This is a genomic window from Rhizobium sp. LEGMi-198b (assembly GCF_054114205.1).
Genome location: NZ_JBSYVH010000014.1, coordinates 55,522 through 81,450 on the forward strand (window position 1 = coordinate 55,522; position 25,929 = coordinate 81,450).

A 25,929-nucleotide genomic window follows, 5' to 3' on the forward strand; every position below is an offset into this window, starting at 1 on the left:
GCGAATATATGACCATTTTCCTGCCTGCTTCTCCGAAGGCGGAGATATATTGTCGCAGTGTTCAACCGGCGGTGAGCTCACGCAAAGCTGCCTGCACCTTTCTAAGATCACCTTGGAGCGCCGTGCGATGACAGGAATCCACACGGGCCGCTCGCGTCGCTAGCCGAGCATATAGGCCCAAAGTGACACTGAAAGTACGCCGAGCGCCGTTGTCAGCGTAATCGTCGAGGCCGCGAGACTGTGACCGACGCCAAAGCGATTGGCAATCAGCCAGGCGTTCACACCTGTGGGAACTGCGGCGGTGAGGACGATCGCCTCACGCCATTGCGAGCTAAGGCCAAGAAGATAGCCGGCCGAAAGCACGCAGGCCGGCAGCAACAGAAGCTTGAACGCCGAGGTAACGCTGGCGATTCCGAGATTGCCGGAAAGACCATATTGCCGCAGCGCCATGCCAAGCGAAATCAGCGCCGCCGGGCCTGCCGTGTTGGCGATGCTGTCGACGACGCTGCCGAGCGTTGCCGGCAGGGGAATACCGATGAGGTGCACGACGAGGCCGGCGACAAGTCCGATGACCAGCGGATTGCGGACAAGGTTTCTGCCTACCTGATGCAGTAGCTCGCCTGCGCTCCGCCCGCTGCCGCCATTCGCCTTGCGCTCAGCCTGCTCCATCAGCATCGTACCGGCGATCATCATGACAGGGAGATGCACAGCGATCAGGATCGATAGCGCCACGATGCCATCGGGACCGACCACACGGCTCACCAGCGGCAGGCCGATGAAGGTATTGTTGGCGAAAGCCGACGACACACCGGCGAGCACCCCGATCCGCGCATCCCGCCCGAATAGGCGCGTCGCCGCCAGATGGCCGGCTGTCCAGGCGACCGCGACGCCGGCAAAATAGGCGATCCACAATCGAAACGGCGAAGCCCCGTGGAAATGCGCGCCAGCAATGGTCTGGAAAAGCAGCAGCGGCACGGCAATCTTGAAGACGAACTCGCTCATCGCTTCGCCGACGCTGGCCGTCAATATTCCGGCACGCACGATCAACCAGCCGACGAGGATCAGCAGGAAAATCGGCAGAACATCGGAAAAGATTTCGGACATGCCGGCGAGCGAGCTGTGGCGGGATCTTGGGACTTGACCCCAGAGTTGTAGCAGCTTGCCGCGACGTGAGAAGCCGAAAAGCGGTCGGAAACAAAAAAAGCGGGCCACGCCCGCTTTCCCGCATCCGGCCCCGCCGGAGTCCTCCCGGTGCACAGGCCGCCAGTTCATCCGTGGTCGGCGCGCGTACCGGTGAGGCGGAAGGTATCATACCTTCCCAGAACTGGCCCGAATGCCTTGTCCGCATCCCATGCCCGTTCACTTGATAAGTGTTTACAGATGGAAAGTGACAGGCAAATGACTGGTTGAGATTTAGTTACCCCGGGGAACACCGATTTTCCTTCCAAACTTCGGAAAAACCGCTAATACCGGATACCGGCTATCACCAATACCGGGACCCCCTTTTTGATGACTCGTTTCGATGTACTGACCGTTGGCAATGCTATCGTCGACATTATCTCCCGCTGCAACGATCAGTTCCTGATCGACAACAAGATCACCAAGGCCGCGATGAATCTCATCGATGCCGACCGTGCCGAGCTATTGTATTCGCGCATGGGTCCGGCGCTCGAAGCCTCCGGCGGCAGCGCCGGCAATACGGCGGCGGGCGTTGCGAATTTCGGCGGCAGGGCAGCCTATTTCGGCAAGGTCGCGGAAGATCAGTTGGGAGAAATCTTCGCGCACGACATCCGCGCCCAGGGCGTGCATTACGAGACCAAGCCGAAGGGCACGTTTCCGCCGACTGCCCGTTCCATGATCTTCGTCACCGAGGATGGCGAGCGTTCGATGAACACCTATCTCGGCGCCTGCGTCGAGCTTGGCCCGGAGGATGTCGAGGAAGATGTCGTCGCCGACGCCAAGGTCACCTATTTCGAAGGCTATCTCTGGGATCCGCCGCGCGCCAAGGAAGCGATTCGCGAATGCGCCCGCATCGCCCATGCCCATGGCCGCGAAATGTCGATGACCTTGTCCGACAGTTTCTGCGTCGGCCGTTATCGCCACGAATTCCTCGATCTCATGCGCTCGGGCACCGTCGATATCGTCTTTGCCAACCGCGACGAGGCATTGTCGCTCTACGAGACCGATGATTTCGAGAAAGCATTGAAGCTGATTGCGGCTGACTGCAAGATCGCCGCCGTCACCACGGGCAAGGACGGTGCCGTCATCGTGCGCGGCAACGAGCGCTATGTCGTCGACGCCCATCCGATCGAGGAGCGCGTCGATACGACCGGCGCCGGCGATCTCTTCGCCGCCGGCTTCCTCTTCGGCTACACGCAGGGTCGCAGCCTCGAAGACTGCGGCAAGCTCGGCAACCTCGCCGCCGCTATCGTCATCGAGCAGATCGGCCCTCGGCCGATGCGGTCGCTCTCGGAAGCCGGCAAGGAATTCGGGCTTCTTTAAGCTCGCCACTGGCTCATGCTGAAATTGAAAGCCGCTCGCAGCAGATCGCTGCGGCGGCTTTTGCTTGAGGTGTCGGGGCCAGCAACGAAATCTATCACCATAGCAACCGAACGGTTCCGGCCTCGTGGAGAATGAGTATTCCTAGTGCCACGAGAACGAAGGGCACCACCCGATGCCCATAGCGACGGATCGGCGCACCGATCGTCGGGTGATTGACCAGGAAATGTGCGGCGCCGAGCCACAAAGCCGTCATGACGACAAACACAATGGCGATGATGGTGATCTCATCGCTCGTGCGCGTGGCAAATAGCGGCGTGTAGATGCCGATATTGTCGCCGCCATTCGCGATGGTGACCGCCGCGACTGCTGCGATATTGCCATGCCCGATCGACGCCTTGTCATGATCTTCCGGATCACTCTCTGCCTCAAAGCCCTGCCACAACGTCCATAGCTTCTTCAGGCCAAGAATGATCGGCACCAAGCCGAGGAGGCCGATATAGGCGGCGGGAATAACGAGAGAGATCAGGGAGGCGAGCACGCTTACGCCGCAAAGAACGCTAATGCCCAGATATTGGCCGATGACGATTTGGCGCGGGTGGAATTTGCGGTCCGCAAAAAATCCGAGCAGAACAAAAATATCGTCCACGTTCGTCGATGCAAACAGGACGATCGCTATGCCGAGATTCCCGAACAAATATTCCACAATCACCGTTCCCGCTCTTGATGCCAGATGCATCGCCGCGTCGAAGAATCACGCGGTCGCGGCTACCATGGAGCTTTGAGGGGCTTTCTTTTACTTGAAGGCTTCGCCGGGGTAGGCGCCCCAGATTTCGGATTGCGCCACCCAGCCTTCGGTGCCGTCGGCGGTCGCCAGGCACCAGTCGCCAGTGCATTCGCGGATGTTCATCATCACGCCCGGCTGGAGCTTGGCGATGACGGTGCTCGACGGCTGCGCGTCGCGGCGCATATTGACGAAGACCGCCTTGCCCTTGCCCTTCATCCACGGCGCGGCGATTGCCGAGCGCTGGCCGGATAGCAGCGACTGGTTGACCCAGCCCTCGGTGCCGTCGGCATCACGCACGCGGCGCCAATTGTCGTATTCCTGGATGATTTCGACCGGCAATCCCTGCTTAAGATAAAGCCATGACACGGCGTAGTCGGCGCTCGGGCCGATGCGCAGGTTGACGCGCTTCGATTTCAGCGTGACGAATCGCGGCAGCGGCAATCCGCTCGGTCCCTTGGCGGCCTGGGCCGCGGCAAGATCGGCGGTGGCGCCGGCCATCATCAGGCCGATCGCGAAAACAGCGCAGGACTTCAGGACTTTGCCACGCATAGGGATTTCCGTTCGCTCATCATGACCAAGGCGGCCTATCGTTCCGGTTTATCGGCAAATCCCTGCGCCGCGCCCACGAGTTTTATTTGTCTTCGCCTGCGGGTCTGGTAGAAATGCTCGGAACGGGAAAATTATCCTGCTTCTTGGTTAAGAACATCTGAACAAGGCATCGCCGGTCGCCATGACGACGAAGAAAAAACCGAAGGTCTATATCACGCGTAAACTGCCGGATGCAGTGGAGACGCGGATGCGCGAACTCTTCGATGCCGAGCTCAACATTGACGATACGCCGCGCACGCAGGCCGAGCTTGTGGAAGCCATCCGCTCCGCCGATGTGCTGGTGCCGACGGTCACCGACCGCATCGATGCCGCATTGATCGAGGAAGCCGGGCCGCAGATGAAGCTGATCGCCAGCTTTTCCAACGGCACCGACCATATTGACGTCGAAGCGGCCGCCCGTCGTGGCATCACCGTCACCAATACGCCGAATGTCCTGACCGAGGACACGGCCGACATGACCATGGCGTTGATTCTTGCCGTGCCGCGGCGTCTTGCTGAAGGCGCGCGCGTGCTGACGGACAAGCCCGGCGAATGGGCCGGCTGGTCGCCCACCTGGATGCTGGGGCGCCGCATTCACGGCAAGCGTATCGGCATCGTCGGCATGGGCCGCATCGGCACCGCCGTCGCCCGCCGCGCCAAGGCATTCGGCCTCTCCATCCACTATCACAACCGCAAGCGCGTCAGCCTGGCGACCGAAGACGAGCTGGAGGCGACCTATTGGGACAGCCTCGATCAGATGCTTGCCCGCGTCGACATCGTCTCGGTCAATTGCCCGTCGACGCCCGCAACCTTCCATCTGATTTCCGCGCGCCGCTTGGCATTGCTGCAGCCGACCAGCTACATCGTCAACACGGCACGCGGCGACGTCATCGATGAGACGGCATTGATCAAGATTTTGCGCGAAGGCAAGATCGCCGGCGCCGGCCTCGATGTCTTCGAGAACGAACCGGCCGTCAATCCGAAGCTGGTGAAGCTCGCCAACGAGGGCAAGGTGGTGTTGCTGCCGCATATGAGCTCAGCCACGCTCGAAAGCCGCATCGACATGGGCGACAAGGTCATCATCAATATCCGCACCTTCATCGACGGCCATCGCCCGCCGAATCGCGTGCTGCCATTTCGCTGAATTAGATCAGGGCTTTGCGCATCTCGATCGACGTCGTGCGGTCGAAGCCGGCGTGGCGATTCTCTGCGGTTTTGGCGAATCCCCAATTGGCAAAGGTGGCGTGATTGCCGGTTAGCTCGATCCGCGTTTCCAGCCGCAGCACACGAAGGCCACGCTCCTGCGCCGTCGTTTCCGCAAGACTCAGCAAGCGCCTGCCGATTCCCTTGCCCTGCGCCGCCGGCAAAACGGCGAGCTTGCCGATATAGAGGCTGTCCGGCTCCGGACGGCAGAATATGCAGCCGGCTAATCGATCGCCATCAAATGCGATATAGCCGATTTCGGCTCTCGCTTTTTCCCTGAGCGATTGCGCGGTCAGCGACAGCGCCGAGGAGGGCGGATCGATCCGTCCGTCCATATAGGCGAAGGAGGCGAGAATGAGCTCAAGCAGCTCATTCCAGCGGCCGAAATTGTCGTCGAGACGCTGAAGGGTGATACCGGTCATTCGGCCGCGGCCTTGGCGCGCTTGCGGCGATAGCGGATGGTTTCGAAGCGGGCGGCGAGCCCGTCATAGAGCAGCAGCCGGCCGATCAGCGGTTCACCGATGCCGGTAATGACTTTGATCGCCTCCATCGCCATCAGCGTGCCGATGACGCCTGTCAGCGCGCCGATGATCCCGGCCTCGGAGCAGGCGGGAATGAGGCCTTCGGGCGGTTGCGTGGGGAAGAGGTCGCGATAACCAGGGTTCAGCGTGCCGTCGGCGCTGGCCTCATAAGGTTTCAGCGTCGTCAGTGAGCCGTCGAAACGGCCAACCGCGCCGGTCACCAGCGGCAGGCGAGCCAATTCGGCCGCGTCAGCCGCGGCATAGCGCGTATCGAAATTATCGGAACCGTCGACAATGAGATCGAAACCGGCGAGAAGCCGCTCGGCGGTCTCGATGGAAAAACGTTCCTCGAAGCGAATGGTGCGCACATGCGGATTCAGCCGTGCAATGGCATCGGCTGCACTTTGCGTCTTCAGCTCGCCGATCGTGCCGGTATCGTGGATCACCTGCCGCTGCAGGTTGGAGAGCGAGACGCGGTCGTTGTCGGCAATCCCAAGCGTACCGATGCCTGCGGCGGCAAGATATTGCAGCACGGGCGCACCGAGCCCGCCGGCGCCGATTACCAAAACCCGCGCCGCTTTTAATTTTTGCTGCCCGGCGCCGCCCACTTCGGGCAGCAGGATGTGGCGCTTGTAACGGGCGATTTCGTCTGGGGTCAAAGGATCCATGGCCATGATACTATCACGCTCCGCGGAAAATTCTCCGCCTATGATTTCGAAATGCCGCCATGCGCGACGGTAAAGAATTGCGCCCGTTCGCCGAGCGCTGAAAACATTGCCTTGTCCGTGCCGGTCATGAAGGCCTGGCCGCCGAGCCCGTCGATCAGGTCGAAGAGCGCTGCGCGCCGGCCTTCATCGAGATGCGCGGCGATTTCATCGAGCAGCAGGATCGGCGCATGGCCGGTCAAGTTGCCGACGAGGCGGGCATGGGCGAGGATGAGGCCGACGAGCAGCGCCTTCTGTTCCCCCGTCGAGCAACGCTCCGCCTCCATGTGTTTTTCGCGATGATGCACCAGCAGATCGGCCCTGTGCGGGCCGTCAAGCGTGCGTCCGGCGGCCGCGTCGCGGTATCGTCCTTCGCGCAGCATCTCGGCATAGCTGTCCTCGAGATCGACCGCCGGGCGATCGAATTGCCCGTCGAGGAAACCCGAGAGCTCGAGCGCTGCGGATGGAAAGGGCGTCGCTTCGCGTGTTTCGGCGATCAGCCGCGAGAGGAGGCCGAGCATTTCCTGCCGGGCGAGCGCCATGGCGATGCCGAGACTGGCCATCTGCTCCTCGATGCCGCCCAGCCAGGACGGATCGAATCGGCCTTCGGCGAGCAGTTTGTTGCGGCTGCGCATGGCGCGCTCGAAATCGCTGGCGCGGCGGCCATGGGCGGGATCGAGCGACAACACGAGCCGGTCGAGGAAACGGCGGCGCTCGGAGGAGCCGCCGGTGAATAGCCCATCCATCGCCGGTGTCAGCCAGAGCACGCGTAGATGGTCGGTCAGCTCGTCCACGGTCTTGGCCGGTGCGCCATTGATCCTAAGCTTGCGCGCCGTCGCCTCGTCGGTCGCGTCGACGCCGGTCCCGATTTCGACTTCGCCATTCATGCCCTCTAGCTCGGCAAAGATCGAAAAGCCGCCCGATGCGTCGACGCGGATGATATCCGCATAAGCCGCGCGCCGCATCCCGCGCCCGGGAGAAAGGAAGGAGACCGCCTCCATCAAATTGGTCTTGCCGGCGCCATTGTCGCCGGTCAACACCACATGCCGCTCGTCAAGCGCAAGCGACGCCGCCGCATAATTGCGGAAGTCGGTCAGCTTCAGGCGCGAGATGAAAACCTTGTGCGGCATCGGGCATCCGGATTCGTGTCGATGGCCGAGGCGTATGCCGAACCCTGCGCAAGTGCAAGGATTTTGCCGATGGGCATGGAAGAGAGGTGCATCGGAGCGACGGCGGGGCCACCCGCGTCCTTCGACAGGCTCAGGATGAGGGTGGAGAAGCTCCCGAGCCGAACCGCATAGATCAGCCCTCTTAGTGAGGAGGCCCATGAGGCCGTCTCGAACCACGAGGGCGGGTGATTCGCCTTCAAAATAAAAAACCGGCCGAATCACCGGCCGGTTTCACGTGAAGCAATGTGATTCGCCGCCCCGTTTTGTAGCTCAGTCGCTGAACGTGTCGAAGAAATCCTTCATGCGGGCGAAAAAGCCTGTTGATTCGGGATTGTTGTCCTTCGAGGAGATCTGCTCGAATTCCTGAAGCAGCTCGCGCTGCCGCTTGGTGAGTTTTTGCGGCGTTTCGATCTGGATCTGGATATAGAGATCGCCGACCTGGCTGGAGCGCAGCACAGGCATACCCTTCGCCTTCAGGCGGAATTGCTTGCCGACCTGCGTGCCTTCGGGAACCGTGACGCGCGATTTCGTGCCGTCGAGGGTCGCGACGTCGAAGGTGCCGCCAAGGGCAGCCGTCGTCATCGAGATCGGCACGGCGCAATAGAGATCGGCGCCGTCGCGCTGGAAGAACTCATGCGGCTTGACGGAGAGGAAGATGTAGAGATCGCCCGAAGGCCCACCGCGCAAGCCGGCTTCGCCTTCGCCCTGCAACCGGATGCGCGTGCCATCCTCGATGCCGGCCGGGATGTTGACCGAAAGCGAACGCTCTTCGGTCACGCGGCCCTGGCCGTGGCATTTGGTGCAGGGATCGGGAATGATCTGACCGCGGCCATGGCAGGTCGGACAGGTGCGCTCGACCGAGAAGAAACCCTGTGCGGCCCGTACGCGGCCCGCGCCCTGGCAGGTGCCGCAGGTCTTCGGCTGCGTGCCCGGCTTGGCGCCGGAGCCGGAGCAGACATCGCAGGTGATCGAGGTCGGCACGCGAATCTGCGCCGTCTTGCCGGTAAAGGCCTCTTCCAGCGAGATTTCCATGTTGTAGCGAAGGTCGGCGCCGCGTTCGCGACCGCCGGAGGAGCGCCCGCGCGAGCGTCCGCCACCCATCATCTCGCCGAAAATATCTTCGAAAATGTCGGAGAAGCCACCGCCGCCGAAGCCGCCGCCGCCAAATCCGCCGCCATTGCCCATGCCGCCATGCTCGAAGGCTGCGTGGCCGTAACGATCATAGGCCGCGCGCTTCTGCGGATCCTTGAGCGTCTCGTAGGCTTCATTGATTTCTTTGAACTTTCGCTCGGCGTCCTTATCCTCCGGGTTCTTGTCCGGATGAAATTTCATCGCCAGCTTGCGAAAAGCGCTTTTCAGCTCTTTTTCGTCCGCCGTCCTGGCGACACCCAACGTGTCGTAAAAGTCCGCTTTTGCCATTAAGGAATAGACCCCGGAAATGGATTTCCGGCTGCCCTAAGGCAGCCGGATCTGAGTTGCAGCAAAACCTGTTGAGGCTTGCGATTATGCAGACCGCTTGCGGTCGTCCTCGTCCTTGATTTCCTCGTAGTCGGCATCGACGACATCGTCCTTGCCGCCTGCCGACGCATCAGCGGTGGAGCCTTCCGCCTGCTGGGCCTCATAAATGGCCTGGCCGAGCTTCATGGAGACTTCCATGAGGGTCTGGGTCTTGGCCTTGATGTCCTCTGCGTCCGGCTCGGAAGCTTCGGTCGCTGCCTTCAGCGCTGCGATCGCCTCGGAGATCGCGTTGCGGTCGGCTTCGGTGACCTTATCGCCGTAATCCTTCAGCGACTTCTCGCTCGAGTGGATCAGGCTTTCGGCCTGGTTCTTGGCTTCCACGCCTTCGCGGCGCTTCTTGTCCTCGGCAGCATGGGCCTCGGCATCCTTGACCATCTTTTCGATGTCGGCGTCGGAAAGACCGCCGGAAGCCTGGATGCGGATCTGCTGTTCCTTGCCGGTGCCCTTGTCCTTGGCCGAAACCTGCACGATGCCGTTGGCATCGATATCGAAGGTGACTTCGATCTGCGGTACACCACGCGGAGCCGGCGGCAGGCCGACGAGGTCGAACTGGCCGAGCAGCTTGTTGTCGGCAGCCATTTCGCGCTCGCCCTGCGAAACGCGGATGGTCACGGCCGACTGGTTGTCGTCGGCGGTCGAGAAGGTCTGCGACTTCTTCGTCGGGATCGTCGTGTTACGCTCGATCAGACGGGTGAAGACGCCGCCCAGCGTTTCGATGCCGAGAGACAGCGGGGTCACGTCGAGCAGCAGAACGTCCTTGACGTCGCCCTGCAGAACGCCAGCCTGGATGGCAGCGCCGAGTGCGACGACTTCATCCGGGTTGACGCCCTTGTGCGGCTCCTTGCCGAACAGTTGCTTGACGATTTCCTGTACCTTCGGCATGCGGCTCATGCCGCCGACGAGAACGACTTCATCGATCTCGGCAGCCGTAACGCCGGCATCCTTGAGGGCGGCCTTGCAGGGAGCGATGGTGCGCTGAACGAGATCGTCGACCAGGCTTTCCAGCTTGGCGCGGGTCAGCTTCAGCGTCAGGTGCTTCGGGCCGGTGGCGTCTGCCGTGATGAAGGGCAGGTTGATTTCGGTCTGCTGCGAAGACGACAGTTCGATCTTGGCCTTTTCGGCAGCTTCCTTGAGGCGCTGCAGAGCCAGCTTGTCGCCCTTGAGGTCGATGCCGTTGTCCTTCTTGAACTCAGCAACGAGATATTCGACGAGGCGCATGTCGAAGTCTTCACCGCCGAGGAAGGTGTCGCCGTTGGTCGACTTCACTTCGAAGACGCCGTCGCCGATTTCCAGGATGGAGATATCGAAGGTGCCGCCGCCAAGGTCGTAAACGGCGATCGTCTTGCCGTCCTTCTTGTCGAGGCCATAGGCGAGCGCGGCAGCGGTCGGCTCGTTGATGATGCGCAGAACTTCAAGACCGGCGATCTTGCCGGCATCCTTGGTTGCCTGGCGCTGCGCGTCGTTGAAGTAAGCGGGAACGGTGATAACGGCCTTTTCGACCTTTTCGCCGAGGTAGGATTCGGCGGTTTCCTTCATCTTCTGAAGGATCATTGCGGAAACTTGTGCGGGCGAATAGCCCTTGCCCTGTGCCTCGACCCAAGCGTCGCCGTTGTCACCGCGGACGATCGTGAAGGGAACGAGGTGCTTGTCCTTCTCGACGGTCGGATCTTCGTAGCGGCGGCCAATCAGGCGCTTGACAGCGAAGAGGGTATTGGTGGGGTTGGTGACCGCCTGGCGCTTGGCCGGCTGGCCGACGAGGCGTTCGCTGTCGTCCGTGAAGGCTACCATCGAGGGGGTGGTGCGGGCGCCTTCGGCATTCTCGATCACTTTCGCGTCCTTACCGTCCATGACGGCGACGCAGGAATTCGTGGTTCCAAGGTCGATACCAATTACTTTTGCCATGTCATTCTCTCCTTGAAGCAAGCTATCGGAACCCCTGTCAGGCATTCCATTGACAGCCCCTTACGGGATGGTCTTGAGGATTGCGCAGCCATGACTGCGGTGATGCCGCGTATATAAGTAGCGGTTTTACTGACTGCAAGGCAGGAAATCACCCGGAATCCAGCAAAACGAATGGTTTGTCGCGCAAATTCCACAGTGCCACATCGAGGTTGTGAACCCTTGGGAAATGGCGCGACCATCTATCAGATCAGCCTTGCCCCCGCCATGCAAGCGGCAATGCCAGGAATCGCTTCTTATTGCCCGAGGATGACATCGAGAAGCGAGGAGCGGTGCCGCCGTACCGTCGCCGTTATCGGGCCGGGATCGCCGATATCGGCAGGCGGGATATCGCCGGTATCGTACTGGTCCGAGCTGTAGGGATTGTTGTCGGCAAGGCCCACGGGCGGCAGATCCTCGGGATCGTCATTCAGCGTTGCCTGATCGACGGGCTGTTGGCGCTGCTGGACCGGCTGCTGCGCCGGCCGTTGCTGGAGCGTCGGCTGGCCCTGCTGCAGCGAAGCCTGCCCGCCATTGCCGCCGAGTGCGCCGGAGATGATGGAGCCGATCGTCGTCTGCTGGTCGGTATTCGGCGCGGATGCTACCACCGGCGCGCCGTTGTCGATGATCTGGCCGCCGCCGAAGATCGGCGTCGGCGTCAGGCCCTTATGGGCGGCGACCATGAATTCCTTCCAGGCCTTGGCCGGCAGCCCGCCGCCTGTGACCTTTTTCATCGACTTGCCGTCGTCATTGCCGAACCAGACGCCCGTCGTCAGATGGCTGGTGAAACCGACGAACAGCGCATCGCGGAAGGACTGCGTGGTGCCGCTCTTGCCGGCCGCCTGCCAGCCGGGGATGCGGGCCGCCTTGCCGGTGCCGAAATTGATGACGCCGGTCATCATCGTGTTCATGTTGGTGACGACATCGGGATTCAAAACCCGCGGCGGATTGTCGAAATTCGCCTGGTAGAGCACCTTGCCGGAGGCGGTCGTCACCTTGGTGATGACATGCGGCGTCGCCTTGTAGCCGCCATTCATGAAGGAGGCATAGGCCGAGGTCAGCTCCAGCAGCGAAACTTCCGATGTGCCGAGCGCGATCGAGGCATTGGCCTGCAGGTCGGATTCAATGCCGAGCCGATGCGCGACCTTGACCACCTGCTCCGGTCCGACTTCCATCGCAAGTTGGGCGGCCACCGTGTTCAGCGAATGGGCGACGGCCGTGGCGAGCGTCACCGGTCCGTTATATTTCTGCTCGTAATTCTCCGGCGCCCAATTGCCGATCTTCACCGGCGCGTCGTTGCGGATCGAGTTCGGCGTCAGGCCCATTTCCAGCGCAGCGGTATAGACAAAGGGCTTGAAGGCAGAGCCCGGCTGGCGCTTGGCGGTGACGGCGCGGTTGAACTGGCTCTGCGCATAATCCCGCCCACCCACCAGTGCGCGGATGGCGCCCGTTGCGTCTACGGAGACGAGGGAGGCCTGCGAAGCGTTGAGTTTCTTGCCATCCTTCGCAAGCACATCGTTCAAGGACTGTTCGGCCTTTTGTTCCAGCGAGGTGTCGATCGTGGTGTCGACCGTCAGATCTTCTTTGACGGCGCCGCCGATCAGGCCGGGAAGCTGGTCCATGACCATATCAGCGACATAGTTCTGGGCGCCGCTCCAATAGCTCGTCGCGTGCGTCGGCGGCTGCGACATCGCCGTCTTGATATCGGCTTCGCTGATGAAGCCCTGGTCGCGCATCGCCTGCAGCACGAGCTGGGCGCGGGCCTCGGCAGCAGCCGGATCGCGGGCGGGCGACAGTTTCGACGGCGCCTTGACGAGGCCAGCAAGCATAGCCGCTTCGCCGAGATTGACGTCGCGGGCTGATTTGTTGAAGTAGCGTTGTGACGCCGCCTCGACGCCATACGCGTTCGCGCCGAAGTAGACGCGGTTCAGATACATCGTAAGGATCTGGTCCTTGGTGTACTTGTGCTCCAGCCAGATGGCGAGCAGCACTTCTTGCACCTTGCGTTCCAGCGTGCGCTCCGGCGACAGGAAGAGGTTCTTGGCGAGTTGCTGTGTCAGCGTCGAGCCGCCCTGCACGGCATGCCCGGTCAGCACGTTCGTCACCACCGCACGGCCGAGGCCGATCGGATCGAAGCCGAAATGCGAATAGAAGCGGCGGTCCTCGATGGCGACGATTGCCTTGGGAATATAGGGCGACATATCGCTCAGCGTCAGGGCTTCACCGCCGGTCGCGCCGCGATTGGCGATGATGCTGCCCTCGAGATCGGCGATCTTGACGTTCGGAGGCCGGTCGGGGATGGACCAGGTGCTGGCGTTCGGCATGCGCGATCCGTAGTAGACCACGAGACCGGCGGCGCCGATGCCGGCCCAGATGCAGAGCACGATGCCCCAATAGATCACAGAACGGACGAAGCCGAAGAAACCACCGCCGCGCTCGCGCCGCGGCTGCTTGCGCCGGCTCTTGGAGCGGCGCGGCCTGTCCGGCGGAGGGTCCTCGCTGCGCCGGGAAGAGCGCCCGCCGCCGGCAATCCGCTCGCCCGCGCTGAAACCATCATCGCCGCGTTCGCTGCCGCTTGAAAACGAGGGCTCTATCCTCTGGCCTGATCTGCTTTTGCCTGCCATTGCGGACCGGTCTTACCCCCGATGGTTCCATATTCCGATGTCTGGTGCCGGGGCCGCTACGCGCCCGCTCGTTCCCCGCGTTTACGCCGCCTGGGCATCAAAGCCCCGGTGAACTGTAAATGCGGCGATTTAAGGAGGAATTAAAAACATCCTTAACCGGTCGCAGCGGCAGCATTTGTCCATCCACAACGGGTTTGTTCAAGGAACTTTTGTTTTTCTCGTGCATTCTCTCCTCATAAAATAAGAGGGCGAGCAAATGAGTTCACATATCAACTTCGAGAAGGTCGGCGAAAATAAGCTGCGGGAAGTCTGGAGTGTCGAGGATTTCGTGCGGCGTCATCGGATTTGCAAGGAAGAGGAAATTCGGCTGAAGAAGCTGTTCGGCGACTTCGCCACCAAGCAGGAGTTGCTGTCGAACGCGCAGAGGCCCCCACTATTTCGCTAGAAAGCTGTTTCGCTAGAGCGGATGGATAGGCCGGACGCGACGTTCATCCTGGGCGACCAGTTGGTCCGTTGCGGGGGAGCCTTATCATGTGGAAACGCTTTGAACTGTGGCTGATCGATCAGCTCGATCGGATTTTCGGATTGGAACGGCTGGCCCGTCGCGCCGGCTTTTCGGCCGATGATGCCAAGCGGATTGCACGGGAAAAGTAAGTGCATTTGGCGGCTCACCGCAAAGAGATCATCAATCGGCCGATAGATCCGTAGCGCTACGGGTGGGACGGTTTAATTCCAGATCGCAAAAATCCTGATATCGTCCCGTTTGGCGGAAAATGACGCGTGCTCCAGTCACACTGGAACTTTACGCTCGCTAAAAGCTTTATCCTTACGTGAAACTCTACTCATTCGTCGGCCGCTTCATCCGGCCGGCGAATTTGCCTCTTCAGATGGTAGAAGCGTTTGCAATGTTCCATATTTTCGAATGCTCTGATTGAGGTTATAGTGGAGTTGTGCGGCCGTCTTGCAGGACGGTTCCAAGCACGTGGTAGCGCGTGAGGAGGAGTATTCATGCGACATATCAAATGGAGCAACCCGATCGAGATCGGTTTCGCTCAAGGCAGCTCTCAGATGGTGACCGGCCCTTCCGAGGCCTTGAATTGCATGGCTAACCTCTGGCCAGATCGGCGCGGTCCGCTTTATGTGGCTGCGAGAAGCGTCTGCCGAGCTGCGATCGACGGACGGAAATCCGCTGAAGAAGCCCGCGAGATGTTTATTTCGGCGATGCGCGAAGCGCATTTGAAAATCCATTGAGGCAGCGCGGCGCTTCGACGCCGCCTGATTGCTCAACCCTTCTGAGCCGGCGAACGCCGGTCGCCGTCGCGCAGCTTTAAAGACGCGCTCATCCCCCACATCGTCAGTCCCGGTTTCGCCGTCGCATCCCCGCTGAACGGCCGGATTTTCCGATCCCTAATGAACCCATGCAAAAGGCCAGCGATGTCAGTCGCTGGCCTCATCATTTCGCTGCCATGAAGGCAAGATTACCGGTTGGAGCCTCTTGGCGTCATACGGCAATTAGGTTGATCTGCCGGGCAGGGATCGACATGGTCTGGGCTGTATGGACCTGGCGAACCGGCATTCGGCCGAGGGTTGTTCTGTTGTGGTTGCACCTGCTGAGGCTGCACCTGCCGCGGCTGCGCCTCTTGTTGTTGCGGCTGGGGACGGCGCTGCTGGTCGTCCTGGCGGTTGCTGTCACGCCGACGATCCTGACGGTTGCCCCAACCCTGATTGTCGTCGGGCTGCTGGCGGCCCCAGTCCTGGTTATTGTCCCAGTCGCGATTGCGGTCTCTTCGCCGGCGCCAATCATCATTGTCCTGCTGGTCGCTCCAGTCGCGGTTTCGGTACGGGCGACGATCCCAATTGCGGTCCGGTTCATCGTTCCAATCCGATCCGCGGTCCCAACCCGGGCGGCGGTCTACCCAACCTGGTCCGCGCCGCCAGCGGTCACGGTCGCGGTAGAAGTCGCGGCCACGGTAATAACGATCCCAATAATCATCGAAATTGAAGGTGATGGTCGGAATGCCGAGCGGCCGGTAATATCGCGGTCCGACATAGATGCGGCGCGATTGGTAGGTTGCCTGGATGTACTGACCGGCGACCCAGCCGCGCCCGCCAAAGAAGGAGACGTCGCACCATGGCGTTTCGTTGAGGCAGCCGTTGATCTCCAGCGGTGTGCCGATGGGGATCATGGTCACTGCCGGATACCGCGTGCTCGGGCCGGACCTCATGTTGACGTTGGCGGTGGAAAAACCCTCTGCGGCTTCCGCGATTGCCGGGATCGCAATGAATGCGGTCAGCGCAAGTGCGGCAAGAAACTTATGTCTCATCAATGCTCTCCTTTGCGCGTCGCCGGCAGGATAGGATTGCCCGGCGGCTGCGCTGATTGCTGTTGTCCGCTTGCCCAGCATATCCACCAAGGGACATGCGGTGCGGTTACAGGACCCGGCACGCCGTTTCCAGTTTCGATAAGATAAAAGTTAGCGCGGTCGCGGGATTTGGTTAGGGTCCAGCGCTATTCCTTCAATCTTTTCAGCGGTTTTACGAGAATTTGCATGAATGCAGGTTGAACGGATACGCGCATAACTCTCAAAATTTGCATTAAATTTTAGACAGCTTCACTTATTATCTTGAGGGTTACTAAGGCTTTAGTGCGCGGAATGGCGCGTTCTGCAGTAATAAGGCTTTGAGAATAAATTTAACGGCCTTGAAATCGCCACCTTGCCACCCGATATAAGCTGCAGTCAGACAGCCGGTGGATGCTTGGCGCGCTTAGAGCGAGCCGTTTTCATTCCTTGGCGGTTGCGGAACTGACGTTGACCTTGTGTTAACCTTTCGCGATCAATCTGGCTGCAGTTCTACCTTCCCTTTGACCACGGATGTACTGGCACTGATGTGAGGGTGGATGACGAAAGGCCGGTTTGCTCCGGCCTTTTTGTTTTTCGATGGCGTGCTTTGCGGAAGCGGAGCGCGCCATTTTTAATTTGGCCCCATTTATTTCGACCAAAGAAAAACCGCCGCAGTTTCCTGCGGCGGTTCGTATGAGAAGCGCCCGACGAAGCCGGGCGGTATCCTTAGTTGACGGTCTTCTTGGCAGCGACCTTGACGACCTTGGCATCCGGCTTTGCGGCTACGGTTACCTTTTTGGCGGGAATGTAGCCGGCGCCGATATTGACGTTCAGCGAGATATAGTCGAGAGCGCTCTGCTGAACCGCCTGGGCGAGGCTTTCCTGCGCCGTTGAAACGTTGCGCTGCGCATCGAGAACGTCGAGCAGCGAAGAGGCGCCGTCCTTGTAGCTTGCCGTCGAGAGTTCGAGGGCTTCCTGATAGGACTTCACCTGCGCCCGCAGTGCGGCAACCGTCTGAGCATCGCGGCTGACAGCCGACAGGGCGTTTTCGACCTGTTCGACACCAGACAGCACGGTCTGCTTCCAGACGATATACTGCTCGCGGCTGGTGGATTCGGCGTTCTTGACGTTGGCGCGCAACGCGCCACCGTCGAAGATCGGCAGCGACAGGCTTGGGCCGAACGACCAGGTCGTCAGGCTGCCGCTGATGGACTTCGTGTGAATGTAGGACGGCGAAATCGAACCGCCGAGCGTGATCGTCGGAAAGAGCTGGGCCTCTGCCACGCCGATCTGAGCGGTCGCAGCGGCAAGGTTACGCTCGGCGACACGGATGTCGGGCCGGTTGCGGATGAGGTCGGCCGGGACGCCCGTATCGACGCGGCCGCGGAATACCGGCTGGCTGCCGCCACCGTGCAATTGGGCGATAATGGTCTGCGACGGTACGTTCAGCAGGGTCGCGATATGATGCACCGCCTGGCGGTAGCTGATTTCGAGGCCTGGAATTTGAGAAAGCTGCGAATTGACGAGACCTTCGGCCTGGACGACGTCGAGGCGGGACGCGGCGCCGGCGTCGAGCTGGAACTTGGTGAGTTCAAGCGTTGAGCGGCGGGACTTCAGGTTGTCCTGCGCGATCGAGATGAGGGCCTGATAGTAGCGGACGTTGACGTAGCTGTTCGCCAGATCCTGCAGATAGGTCAGGCGAGCAACGTCGACGTTGGAATAGGCCGCATCCAGCGATGCGTTGGCGCTTTCCTTGGCGCGACGATATTGGCCCCACAGGTCAAGCAGCCACGAAGCCGTGGCATCGCCGCTGGTGGTGTTTCGCGTTTCGGTTTCCGTACGCAGGCCGCCCTTCTGGCCGCTGGTCGTATTGCCGCCTGACACAAGGAGGCTAGGCATTCCGCCGGCTGCGGCCGAGACGACCTGCGCCTGCGCCTGATTGATGCGTTCCAGCGCCTGCTGGATATTGAGGTTTTCTGCAAGTCCCTGCTCAGCCAGGGTGTTCAGCTTCTTATCGCCGAAGGCGGTCCACCATTGTGAACTCGAGACGTCGCCGTTGATCTTCGTACCGCCCTCCGAGAACTTGGCCGCGAGGGGCATTTCCGGTGGCTTATGATCGGGGCCGCTGACGCAACCTGCCAGAAGAAGCAGCAGGGCGGGGGCGGCAGTACGAATGGATACCATCACATTATCCCACAATTCATTTTACATGATCACTAACTTACGGGGTCAGCGTGACCCCCATGTGTGTCGGCGCTTCTGTCTACGCAATACCAACAAACGACCCGAAGCATTCGGCGTCAATCTATCAACAAGTTTGCAATAGCACAGTGCCTTTTGCGATTTTTCGCGGCGGAACACGTGTGGGAACATGACAAATAGGGGGGTTCCGGTAAAAAAATTATGAAGTGTTGCAAAAAAATACCCTCCGCCTTGCTACTTTAAGCGGTAAGTGCGCAAAAATACCATATTTGCGCAACTAAAGGACGGTGTCTCCAGACACTCGATGGGCGAAATGACCATTCGGACGGTTTGTTATGGGAAATAAGGGGAGAGGCTTGCGCGAACCCTGTCCCGCGGTGTTGCACCGCGGTCGTCGGGAACAAAGGGCGTAGCCGTGATCGCTTCGTAAGCGCGGATATACACCTTTGAGGTCTGCTCGATCAGGTCGAGCGGAATTTCGGGTATCTCGTCCTTGTAAGGATCGCACCGCTCGGTCACCCAGGCGCGGACGAAATCCTTGTCGAAACTTGCGGGGCGCGCGCCCCTTTCGAAGCTGTCTTGGTAACTGTCGGCCAACCAGTAGCGGCTGCTGTCCGGCGTATGAATTTCGTCTGCAAGAAGGATGTTGCCGTTTTCGTCGGTGCCGAACTCATATTTCGTGTCGACGAGGATCAGCCCCCGTTGGCGGGCAATCTCCTGGCCGCGGGCGAACAAAGCCAGCGCGCAATCCGACAATGTCTGCCATTGCTCCTTCGTCAGGAGCCCATGCTCGATGATTTGCGCCGGCGTCAGCGGTTCGTCATGGCCACCGTCGAATTCCTTGCTGGTCGGCGTGATGATCGGCTCCGGCAGGATCTGGTTGTCGCGCATGCCGTCCGGCAGCGTGATGCCGTACATCTCGCGCTGACCTTTCTTATAGAGCGTCAGGATCGAGGTGCCGGTGGTGCCGGCAAGGTAGCCGCGCACGACGACCTCCACCGGCAGGATGTTCAGCCGCTTGCCGACGACGACGTTCGGGTCGGGATAGGCGATCACGTGATTCGGGCAAATGTCCTTCGTCGCCTCGAACCAGTAGCGGGCCGTCTGCGTCAGCACCTGTCCTTTATAAGGGATGCAGGTGAGGATGCGGTCGAAGGCGCTCAGCCGATCGGTGCTGATGATGATGCGGCTCCCATCCGGCAGGTCATAATTTTCGCGCACCTTGCCGCGGTAATAATTGGGCAGTTCCGGAAAATGGGCTTCGGAGAGAATTCGCAACATAGTCACCAGCAGGCTCGTGCATCCGCCCGGCGGACGCTTCATGGTTGGACCCTTAACGCATAATGCCGAAAATCGGAATCGATTTTCGGACGGGATCATCGTCATCCGTTCAGCGCGGCTGCGCCCTCAGATCCAGAACCAGCCGATCAAGGCGAGCGCCAGGCCGTAGCTGAAAATGGTCAACAGCCAGCCGGCACGCAGGAAGTCGGTGAAGCTATAGCTGCCGATGCTCATGGTCAGCGTATTGTTGTGATGACCGAAGGGCGTGATGAAATCGAGCGAGGCGCCGGCCGCGACGGCAATCAGATAGGCATTGGCGGAATGCCCCGCCTTGGCCGCCAGTTCGAAGGCGACCGGCGTCAGCACGATGGCGACCGTGGCGTTGTTGACAAAAGGGGTGATCACCATCGCCAGGAACAGGATGAGCGCGACGCCAAAAACCGGCCGCTCGATCGGCATGATCGTGCCGAGCCCGCCCGCCAGCATCTCCGCCGTCCCGGACGTCGCCACCGCGGCGCCGAGCGGGATCATCGCCGCCAGCATGATGATGATCGGCCAATTGAGATCGGCGATCGCGGCGCGCAGGTTGATGAAGTTCAGCAGCGCCATCGCCAGGATGACGCCGGCAAACGCGATCTCGGGGCGAAGCAGGCCGGTGGCGGCGACAAGCACGCCGCAGGCGAAAATGAAAAGCGGCCAGAAGGAGCGCAGCGGCGGCGTATGATCATAGCTTGCAGCCAGGGGCAGGCATTCGCATTCTTCCAGCGCCTCGGCGATGGCGTGTCTCGGCCCTTCCAGCTTGAGGATATCGCCGATCGACAGCGTAAGATCGTCGAAACGCCCTTCGATGCGCGGCGAGCGCATGGAAAGCCCGGTTACCGCCACGCCCCGCGAGCGAAAAACCTCCAGCGATTGGATGCGCGAGCCGATCAGCGTGCTTTGCGGCATAACCACCGCTTCGCTGCGAATGAAATCGGATCCATAGGGGTCGGGATGGGATTCGAGCATCAGCACGCCTTTTGCCAAGAGCCGGTCGAACAGGACGTCCGGCCCTTCGGCAAGCAGAATGTCCCCAGCCTCGATCGCCGTGCCTTCGACCGCGGGAACGAAGCGGCTGCCGCGGATCAGGGCGTGCGGCTGGAGACCGAAGGCCCGGCGGCAGTCCACCAGCCGCTGCCCGACCAGGGGAGAGCCATGTGGTATCCGGCGTTCGGTAATCATCTGCCGGTCTATGGCTTGGCCCGGCGCCGCATCCTCCTCACCTGATTTGGGAAACAGCCGCGGGACGGTTGCGGCGATCAAAATCACGCCGACCACGGCAACCGGCAAGCCGACATAGGCGAAGTCGAAGAAGTGAAAACCGTGTCCGGTCGCCTTCAGCAGGGCGTCGCTGACCAGAAGGTTGGCCGGCGTACCGATCAGCGACACCAATCCGCCGAGGAGTGCCGAAAAGGAAATCGGGATCAGCAACTGTCGCCGCGGAATGGCGGTGACGTCGGCAATGCGCAGCGCCACCGGCAGCGCGATGGCATAGGCGCCGATATTGTTCATGAAGATCGAGATGAAGGCCGTCAGTCCGGCGAGCGCTCCGATAATCACAGAGGACGGCAGGTCTGTTGCAAGCAGGCGATCCGCCAGCGCGCCGAAAAGCTGCGCCCGCGCCAGTACCTGCACGATCAGCAGGATTTCGATCACGGTGATGAAGACCGGGCTTGCGAGGCCTGAAAACACCCCTTCTGCCGGATAGAGGCCCAGCGCATATCCGGCAAGCAGCCCCGCGATCGAAACGACCTCGATCCGGAAACGGCCAAGACAAAACAGCGCCAGCATGAGGCCCAGAAGGATCAGCAGGGATGCTTGTTCGAACGTCATGGGCGGGTCCCGGAGATTCGCCAGGACCTAGAATGAACCAGCCTGCCGGTCCTGTACAGCCCCGGCACCGAACCGCCGTCAGGCAGGCTTGTTCCAGCCGCCGTTTCCTGCTTTTTCAAGAATCGGCGTCGAAAACACGCCAACGATCCGCTCGCCCCACGGCTTGCCGGTGGCATTGAGCCGCTCCCGCCAGCGCTCGGATTGCAGCATGGCCGCCCCGATCACGACAGGTTCGATGCCGCATGCGGCCAAAAGCTCCAGGCCGGAAACGATAGAGGCACCGCTCGAGATCACGTCGTCGATCAGCGCAACCCGTTTTCCCTGCAGGAGTGGCAGCATGCGCGGGTCTATATAAAGACGTTTTTCCTGGTTCGGCGTCGTTATGGAGGAAAGCGAAACCGACAGATCCTCGCGATACCAGAACTTACGCGAGGTGCCGAGCGGCACATAACGCTGATGGCCGAGGACCCGGGCAACCGCGCTTGCCAGCGTCAGCCCGAGGGTCGGCAGTCCGGCGACGACATCGACATCATGCGCGGCAATGCGCACGGCAAGCGCTTCGGCCAGCGCGTCCTGCACAGGAAAACTTGCCTGATTGATGATCAGCGAAGCGAGCGCATGGTCGCCATCGGCGAGCAGCCGGATCGGCAGGCGCAACTGCCGCCCATCGGGCAGTTCCGCCACATAGAAATCGCGGAATTCACCGATTGCATCAAAGCTTCGCGGCGGATCAATCTCCTGCCAGAAATCATGAGGCTGCATCGCGTCCGGCCTTCAGTCCATTCCGTCCGTTCTTTTCCATGCCCGCCCGGCGGCGAAGTCCGACAATCTCGGCTTCCGTCAGCGCCCGGACCGCGCCTTTCGCAAGGTCGCCGAGCGCGATGTCGCCAAAGGAGACGCGCACCAGCCGCAGACATTCGATGTCGAGCGCCTCCAGCATCCGCCGAATCTGCCGGTTGCGCCCCTCCCTGAGCTCGACTTCGATCCAGCCATTGCGGTCGCCGCTGCGCAGCAGACGGGCGGAGATGGCCGTCAGAAGTTCGCCATCGTCGACGATCCCCCGTTCCATGCGGCTCAAGAGCTCCTGGTCCATGATGCGGTTAACCTGCACATGATAGATCTTGCTCACATGCGTGACAGGATCGAGCAGCGCCTGCGCCAGCACGGTATCATTGGTGAAGAGAAGCAGCCCTTCGCTTGCCTTGTCCAGCCGTCCCACCGGCGCCAGATGCCGGGCGTCGATATCTTTCAGGCAGTCATAGACAGTCGGCCGACCTTCAGGATCGTCGCGCGTCGTCACCAGCCCGCGCGGCTTGTTCAGCATGAAATAAAGCTGCTTTTCCGCCGAGATTTCGATGCCATCGACGGCAATCCGCGCCCGGTCGAGATCGATCCAGGCGGCCGGATCGATGATCTTGCGGCCATCGACTGTAACGCGGCCGGCAGCGATCAACCCTTCGGCCTGGGTACGCGAGCAATAGCCGAGCTTCGACAACGCCCGCGGCAGGGTCACGCGCTTACCCTCCGCCTCCTGCCGGGCCTTCCCCGCCTTGCCCGATCTTTGCGGCGCACGCCTTTGGCTCACCCCGTTGCCTCGTCCTTGTTGTGTCGATGGTTAGGCGTACCGGCCCGATAAAGCATGAGGCCAATCCTTCGCACGACGAACGTCGCGACGCAAATCGCGGCAGAGGGAAACACACAGGAGAGACAGGGCTCGCGCCTTGTCAACGCGAGCCCTGCCGGCGGACCGGAGCGGCGATGGGTCGGGTGCGGCGGTGCCGGGGTAGCTGCCGCCGCCCGCTCCGGAGGGGGGCCGTCGCGGCGAAACCTGCATGGCGTCTGTTGCCGGAATTTTTCAGAACGGCGGAAATTTGTTACAGTTTGTATCACCGGCCGTTTCCCTGTTGTCAAAACCGCCCTTCGCCTCACATGGATGATCCATGGTTTCTGCATCGCTTCTTCTGGTCGAGGACGACCGTGAAATTCGGGCGCTTCTGGAGGAGTTCCTGAGCCGCGAGGGTTTTGCCGTCGAGGCGGTCGAAAGTGCCGCCGCCATGGATCGCGCGCTGGCCAGGGGTTTTCCCGATCTCATCATTCTCGATCTCATGCTGCCGGGCGAGGATGGCCTTTCGGCCTGCCGCCGCATACGGGCGCGCAGCCAGGTGCCGATCCTGATGCTGACGGCGAAGTCTGATGATATCGACCGCATCCTCGGCCTTGAAATGGGTGCGGACGATTATCTCGGCAAACCCTTCAATCCGCGCGAGCTTTTGGCGCGCATCCGCGCCATCCTGCGCCGCGCCGGCCCCGAACGCCCCGAGGAGGGCGGCGGCCCGCGCCGACGCAAGAGTTTTGCGGGCCTCATCGTCGATCTCGACGGCAGGGCGATCGAGATCGAAGGCGAGGGGCCGGTGCGCCTGACGACCGCGGAATTCGATCTGCTTGTCTGCTTCCTGGAGCGGCCGCGCCGGGTGCTGTCGCGCGACCAATTGCTGGATTGGACGCGCGGACGCGGCGCCGATCCTTTCGACCGCACCATTGACGTGACCGTCTCGCGCCTGCGCACCAAGCTAGCGCACTACCTGCCCGATGGCGCACAGGTCATCACTACCGTGCGCAATGCCGGTTATCTTCTGACCGTCGATGTGAGGGATGTCTGAACCATGCTGAAACTTGGTCTCGTTTCCCGCATCATCATGATCGTCGCCGTGGCGCTGTTCATTATCCAGCTCGCCGCCTTCGTTGCCGCCAGTTTGAAACCGGACTCGCCGCTCAGTCATCAGCTATCGCCGGCGATGCAGGTCAAGTCGGCAGTACGCCTCCTCGATGCCATTCCGCCCGAGGCGCAGGAGCAGGCAGTACGGGCGCTGAATGCCACCGGTCTGGATCTGCGTCTGGTCGAAGCCGCAGCGTCCGCGCAAAGTGATGCAGCCGACCCGACGCTTGGCCGCAAACTGGCCCGCGAACTTGCCAATTTCGCGCTCGGCGACCGCTATTTCAGCCTGCGCTCGCTCCCCGAGCGACCGCAGGGTTGGTTTTCGGTCGGTGCTCCCGACCGGACGATCGAAGTGTCGATCGGCGTTGCCGGCGGCAAGGTTGCCGTCTTCAGCCTAGCCGATACGCCGACGGTGCGGCTGCGCGGTGTTCCCGTGGGTTTCATGGCCGGGCTTCTCGGCGTGTTGGTGGCGGTGATCGCGGTCGTCGCCGTGGCCCGCGAGACCCGGCCACTGACGCGCCTGTCGCGCACCGTCAATTCTATCGGCAAAGGCCTGCAACCGATTGATATTCCGGAACGGGGCGCTTGCGAACTGCGTATGCTGATCCGCGCCATCAATGGCATGCAGTTGCGCATCGCCGCCCTGATCAACAACCGCACCCTTATACTCGGGGCGATCTCCCATGATCTCAGAACCTATCTCACCCGTTTCCGTCTGCGCATGGAGATGATGCCGGATACGCCGCATCGCGAGCGGGCGATTGCCGATATCGAGGCCATGCAGCGGCTCGTTGAAGAGGCTCTGGGCCTTGCCCGCAGCACCGTCGTTTCCGGAGGAAGGGATATCGCCGATCTCAATGCGGCTGTTTGCGCGCTTGTCGCCGAGCGCCAGGACGCACCGGATCTCGTCTCGTTTTCACCGCTCGGACGGGAATTGGCGGTGACGATGCCGCAGACGGCGCTGGCCCGGGTGCTGGATAATCTGATCGACAATGCCCTGCGTTATGGCGGCAGGGCCGATATTTGTACCGAGCGCCGCGGTGATCATGCCGCCATTATCGTCGGCGATCGCGGCCCCGGCATTCCGATGGAACGGCGCAAGGACGTGCTCGAACCCTTCGTTCGTCTGGAGGAATCGCGCAATCGCGATCTCGGCGGGAATGGTTTGGGGTTGACGATCGTCCGGCAGATCCTCGATGCGCACAATGGCGCGCTCTGTTTGGAGGATCGTGATGGCGGCGGGCTCAATGCCATCGTGCTTTTGCCGCTTGCAGCGAGCAGTCGGGTTGCTGCCTGAAATAGGGCGCACCAAAGGGTTCGCGCCTAAATGCGCGGCCTGTGCCATCTGTCGCGTTACCGCTCAATGACGGGTGAGGAAGCGCTTCAGTTCCTCCCGGCTAACGACGATGCCTGCGGCAGCCTTTTTCGGGTCCGGATGCGTATAGGTGAAGCTCGGCAGGTCAGGCAGATCCAATGCCTGGCGCATATTCATGATGCCGAGCGCCCGCCGTCCGGTGGCGCTGTCGACGCTGACTTCGACGATGCTCTCTGGTCTTGTTGTTTCCATGGTGTCCTCCCACCTTCTTATATAGCAGAAATCTCATGTAAAATATTGGTTTTTATGAGACCTCGCTTAGGTAAAAAGGATTAACGAGGCGCGGCGGCCGCAGGGATTTATTAACCATAAGCTGTCTTCCGGACGAGGAGATGCAATTATTCCTGCCGCTCCGAAGGGCTCCGCACATGCCGCAAGGCGAAAATTTTGACCAGTCGGACAATATTTTCCGGCGGATTAGTGAGGGCTCGAAGGTCTTTCCGTTCGAGTGGCGAAAATATCACAATAGAATCAGTCACTTACAAAAATGTCAGAATTTTTACAGTGTTGGTGTTGACTAAGGGAAAGCGGTGGGATTATAAGCCCACTCACTGAACGAGGGCGGCGGCGCTGCTGGCGACGGAGTTTCT

The 25,929-nt window shown here is 61.0% G+C and carries 23 protein-coding genes; 7 read left to right on the top strand and 16 right to left on the bottom strand.

Annotated elements, in window-relative coordinates:
* Positions 1-159: 159 nt before the first annotated feature.
* A complete protein-coding gene (locus tag ACXHXG_RS31425; protein WP_457901833.1) occupies positions 160-1,104 on the bottom strand; it encodes an AEC family transporter in 945 nt (314 codons plus the stop codon).
* Between the two features lie 405 nt (positions 1,105-1,509).
* On the opposite strand from ACXHXG_RS31425, the gene ACXHXG_RS31430 reads away from it, so the two are divergent.
* Positions 1,510-2,502 carry an adenosine kinase gene (locus ACXHXG_RS31430; RefSeq protein ID WP_457901823.1) on the top strand — a complete coding sequence of 331 codons (993 nt, stop codon included), beginning with the start codon at positions 1,510-1,512 and terminating at the stop codon, positions 2,500-2,502.
* A 94-nt stretch (positions 2,503-2,596) separates the two neighbouring features.
* Here the strand turns inward: ACXHXG_RS31430 and ACXHXG_RS31435 are convergent, their stop codons facing one another.
* Together ACXHXG_RS31435 and ACXHXG_RS31440 are read right to left on the bottom strand one after the other, a co-directional pair.
* A complete protein-coding gene (locus ACXHXG_RS31435; RefSeq protein WP_457901824.1) occupies positions 2,597-3,205 on the bottom strand; it encodes a cadmium resistance transporter in 609 nt (202 codons plus the stop codon).
* 90 nt (positions 3,206-3,295) lie between these two features.
* Positions 3,296-3,835, bottom strand: coding sequence for an SH3 domain-containing protein (locus ACXHXG_RS31440; RefSeq protein ID WP_104821546.1), 540 nt, complete (start codon positions 3,833-3,835; stop codon positions 3,296-3,298).
* A 181-nt stretch (positions 3,836-4,016) separates the two neighbouring features.
* On the opposite strand from ACXHXG_RS31440, the gene ACXHXG_RS31445 reads away from it, so the two are divergent.
* Entirely contained in the window at positions 4,017-5,018 is a 1,002-nt protein-coding gene (locus ACXHXG_RS31445) for a 2-hydroxyacid dehydrogenase (RefSeq protein WP_104821547.1), read from the top strand.
* Position 5,019: 1 nt separating this feature from the next.
* Here ACXHXG_RS31445 and ACXHXG_RS31450 read toward each other — a convergent pair whose 3' ends face one another.
* The 6 genes from ACXHXG_RS31450 to ACXHXG_RS31475 form a co-directional block, all read right to left on the bottom strand.
* Positions 5,020-5,499, bottom strand: coding sequence for a GNAT family N-acetyltransferase (locus ACXHXG_RS31450; protein ID WP_457901825.1), 480 nt, complete (start codon positions 5,497-5,499; stop codon positions 5,020-5,022).
* Positions 5,496-6,266, bottom strand: coding sequence for a molybdopterin-synthase adenylyltransferase MoeB (locus tag ACXHXG_RS31455; RefSeq protein WP_457901834.1), 771 nt, complete (start codon positions 6,264-6,266; stop codon positions 5,496-5,498). The genes ACXHXG_RS31450 and ACXHXG_RS31455 overlap by 4 nt, the downstream gene beginning before the upstream one ends.
* 38 nt (positions 6,267-6,304) lie before the next feature.
* A complete protein-coding gene (recF, locus tag ACXHXG_RS31460) occupies positions 6,305-7,432 on the bottom strand; it encodes a DNA replication/repair protein RecF (RefSeq protein WP_457901826.1) in 1,128 nt (375 codons plus the stop codon).
* 309 nt (positions 7,433-7,741) lie between these two features.
* Positions 7,742-8,890 carry a molecular chaperone DnaJ gene (gene dnaJ, locus ACXHXG_RS31465; protein WP_104821550.1) on the bottom strand — a complete coding sequence of 383 codons (1,149 nt, stop codon included), beginning with the start codon at positions 8,888-8,890 and terminating at the stop codon, positions 7,742-7,744.
* Between the two features lie 84 nt (positions 8,891-8,974).
* Positions 8,975-10,891, bottom strand: coding sequence for a molecular chaperone DnaK (dnaK, locus tag ACXHXG_RS31470; RefSeq protein WP_104821551.1), 1,917 nt, complete (start codon positions 10,889-10,891; stop codon positions 8,975-8,977).
* A 293-nt stretch (positions 10,892-11,184) separates the two neighbouring features.
* Complete coding sequence (locus ACXHXG_RS31475; protein WP_457901827.1) at positions 11,185-13,551, bottom strand: transglycosylase domain-containing protein; 2,367 nt, start codon at positions 13,549-13,551, stop codon at positions 11,185-11,187.
* A gap of 256 nt (positions 13,552-13,807) precedes the next feature.
* Between ACXHXG_RS31475 and ACXHXG_RS31480 the strand changes: the two genes are divergently transcribed.
* The 3 genes from ACXHXG_RS31480 to ACXHXG_RS31490 all read left to right on the top strand — a co-directional run bounded on the left by ACXHXG_RS31480 (position 13,808) and on the right by ACXHXG_RS31490 (position 14,802).
* Complete coding sequence (locus ACXHXG_RS31480; RefSeq protein ID WP_104821553.1) at positions 13,808-13,996, top strand: hypothetical protein; 189 nt, start codon at positions 13,808-13,810, stop codon at positions 13,994-13,996.
* 86 nt (positions 13,997-14,082) lie between these two features.
* Positions 14,083-14,205: a hypothetical protein gene (locus ACXHXG_RS31485; RefSeq protein ID WP_260303263.1), complete on the top strand. Its 123-nt coding sequence runs from the start codon at positions 14,083-14,085 to the stop codon at positions 14,203-14,205.
* Between the two features lie 354 nt (positions 14,206-14,559).
* A complete protein-coding gene (locus ACXHXG_RS31490) occupies positions 14,560-14,802 on the top strand; it encodes a DUF982 domain-containing protein (protein ID WP_104821554.1) in 243 nt (80 codons plus the stop codon).
* A gap of 227 nt (positions 14,803-15,029) precedes the next feature.
* On the opposite strand, the gene ACXHXG_RS31495 is transcribed toward ACXHXG_RS31490, so the two are convergent.
* The 6 genes from ACXHXG_RS31495 to ACXHXG_RS31520 form a co-directional block, all read right to left on the bottom strand.
* On the bottom strand, positions 15,030-15,875 hold the full coding sequence (locus tag ACXHXG_RS31495; RefSeq protein WP_457901828.1) for an SH3 domain-containing protein: 846 nt from the start codon (positions 15,873-15,875) through the stop codon (positions 15,030-15,032).
* Positions 15,876-16,619: 744 nt separating this feature from the next.
* Positions 16,620-18,077 carry an efflux transporter outer membrane subunit gene (locus ACXHXG_RS31500; protein ID WP_104821556.1) on the bottom strand — a complete coding sequence of 486 codons (1,458 nt, stop codon included), beginning with the start codon at positions 18,075-18,077 and terminating at the stop codon, positions 16,620-16,622.
* Positions 18,078-18,428: 351 nt separating this feature from the next.
* Positions 18,429-19,373 carry a phosphoribosylaminoimidazolesuccinocarboxamide synthase gene (locus ACXHXG_RS31505; RefSeq protein ID WP_457901835.1) on the bottom strand — a complete coding sequence of 315 codons (945 nt, stop codon included), beginning with the start codon at positions 19,371-19,373 and terminating at the stop codon, positions 18,429-18,431.
* A gap of 129 nt (positions 19,374-19,502) precedes the next feature.
* Positions 19,503-21,248: an SLC13 family permease gene (locus tag ACXHXG_RS31510; protein ID WP_457901829.1), complete on the bottom strand. Its 1,746-nt coding sequence runs from the start codon at positions 21,246-21,248 to the stop codon at positions 19,503-19,505.
* Between the two features lie 78 nt (positions 21,249-21,326).
* The gene (locus tag ACXHXG_RS31515; RefSeq protein ID WP_285170300.1) at positions 21,327-22,010 is read right to left on the bottom strand and encodes a phosphoribosyltransferase; all 684 of its coding nucleotides are present in this window, start codon (positions 22,008-22,010) and stop codon (positions 21,327-21,329) included.
* Positions 21,997-22,833 carry a pseudouridine synthase gene (locus tag ACXHXG_RS31520; protein ID WP_457901830.1) on the bottom strand — a complete coding sequence of 279 codons (837 nt, stop codon included), beginning with the start codon at positions 22,831-22,833 and terminating at the stop codon, positions 21,997-21,999. The genes ACXHXG_RS31515 and ACXHXG_RS31520 overlap by 14 nt, the downstream gene beginning before the upstream one ends.
* A gap of 355 nt (positions 22,834-23,188) precedes the next feature.
* Between ACXHXG_RS31520 and ACXHXG_RS31525 the strand changes: the two genes are divergently transcribed.
* Positions 23,189-23,908 (top strand): response regulator, encoded by a 720-nt coding sequence (locus tag ACXHXG_RS31525; protein WP_104821560.1) that lies wholly within the window; start codon positions 23,189-23,191, stop codon positions 23,906-23,908.
* 3 nt (positions 23,909-23,911) lie between these two features.
* A complete protein-coding gene (locus ACXHXG_RS31530; protein ID WP_457901831.1) occupies positions 23,912-25,261 on the top strand; it encodes an ATP-binding protein in 1,350 nt (449 codons plus the stop codon).
* 63 nt (positions 25,262-25,324) lie between these two features.
* On the opposite strand, the gene ACXHXG_RS31535 is transcribed toward ACXHXG_RS31530, so the two are convergent.
* On the bottom strand, positions 25,325-25,531 hold the full coding sequence (locus tag ACXHXG_RS31535) for a hypothetical protein (RefSeq protein ID WP_104821562.1): 207 nt from the start codon (positions 25,529-25,531) through the stop codon (positions 25,325-25,327).
* Positions 25,532-25,929: the final 398 nt, after the last annotated feature.

What these genes read in the sequence shown, in the direction of transcription:
- ACXHXG_RS31500 (WP_104821556.1), bottom strand. Translation starts at nt 18,077, where the DNA reads ATGGTATCCATTCGTACTGCCGCCCCCGCCCTGCTGCTTCTTCTGGCA.
- ACXHXG_RS31525 (WP_104821560.1), top strand. Translation starts at nt 23,189, where the DNA reads ATGGTTTCTGCATCGCTTCTTCTGGTCGAGGACGACCGTGAAATTCGG.
- recF (WP_457901826.1), bottom strand. Translation starts at nt 7,432, where the DNA reads ATGCCGCACAAGGTTTTCATCTCGCGCCTGAAGCTGACCGACTTCCGC.
- ACXHXG_RS31530 (WP_457901831.1), top strand. Translation starts at nt 23,912, where the DNA reads ATGCTGAAACTTGGTCTCGTTTCCCGCATCATCATGATCGTCGCCGTG.
- ACXHXG_RS31515 (WP_285170300.1), bottom strand. Translation starts at nt 22,010, where the DNA reads ATGCAGCCTCATGATTTCTGGCAGGAGATTGATCCGCCGCGAAGCTTT.
- ACXHXG_RS31535 (WP_104821562.1), bottom strand. Translation starts at nt 25,531, where the DNA reads ATGGAAACAACAAGACCAGAGAGCATCGTCGAAGTCAGCGTCGACAGC.
- ACXHXG_RS31490 (WP_104821554.1), top strand. Translation starts at nt 14,560, where the DNA reads ATGCGACATATCAAATGGAGCAACCCGATCGAGATCGGTTTCGCTCAA.
- ACXHXG_RS31450 (WP_457901825.1), bottom strand. Translation starts at nt 5,499, where the DNA reads ATGACCGGTATCACCCTTCAGCGTCTCGACGACAATTTCGGCCGCTGG.
- dnaK (WP_104821551.1), bottom strand. Translation starts at nt 10,891, where the DNA reads ATGGCAAAAGTAATTGGTATCGACCTTGGAACCACGAATTCCTGCGTC.
- ACXHXG_RS31445 (WP_104821547.1), top strand. Translation starts at nt 4,017, where the DNA reads ATGACGACGAAGAAAAAACCGAAGGTCTATATCACGCGTAAACTGCCG.
- dnaJ (WP_104821550.1), bottom strand. Translation starts at nt 8,890, where the DNA reads ATGGCAAAAGCGGACTTTTACGACACGTTGGGTGTCGCCAGGACGGCG.
- ACXHXG_RS31475 (WP_457901827.1), bottom strand. Translation starts at nt 13,551, where the DNA reads ATGGCAGGCAAAAGCAGATCAGGCCAGAGGATAGAGCCCTCGTTTTCA.
- ACXHXG_RS31480 (WP_104821553.1), top strand. Translation starts at nt 13,808, where the DNA reads ATGAGTTCACATATCAACTTCGAGAAGGTCGGCGAAAATAAGCTGCGG.
- ACXHXG_RS31425 (WP_457901833.1), bottom strand. Translation starts at nt 1,104, where the DNA reads ATGTCCGAAATCTTTTCCGATGTTCTGCCGATTTTCCTGCTGATCCTC.
- ACXHXG_RS31510 (WP_457901829.1), bottom strand. Translation starts at nt 21,248, where the DNA reads ATGACGTTCGAACAAGCATCCCTGCTGATCCTTCTGGGCCTCATGCTG.
- ACXHXG_RS31495 (WP_457901828.1), bottom strand. Translation starts at nt 15,875, where the DNA reads ATGAGACATAAGTTTCTTGCCGCACTTGCGCTGACCGCATTCATTGCG.
- ACXHXG_RS31430 (WP_457901823.1), top strand. Translation starts at nt 1,510, where the DNA reads ATGACTCGTTTCGATGTACTGACCGTTGGCAATGCTATCGTCGACATT.
- ACXHXG_RS31440 (WP_104821546.1), bottom strand. Translation starts at nt 3,835, where the DNA reads ATGCGTGGCAAAGTCCTGAAGTCCTGCGCTGTTTTCGCGATCGGCCTG.
- ACXHXG_RS31485 (WP_260303263.1), top strand. Translation starts at nt 14,083, where the DNA reads ATGTGGAAACGCTTTGAACTGTGGCTGATCGATCAGCTCGATCGGATT.
- ACXHXG_RS31455 (WP_457901834.1), bottom strand. Translation starts at nt 6,266, where the DNA reads ATGGATCCTTTGACCCCAGACGAAATCGCCCGTTACAAGCGCCACATC.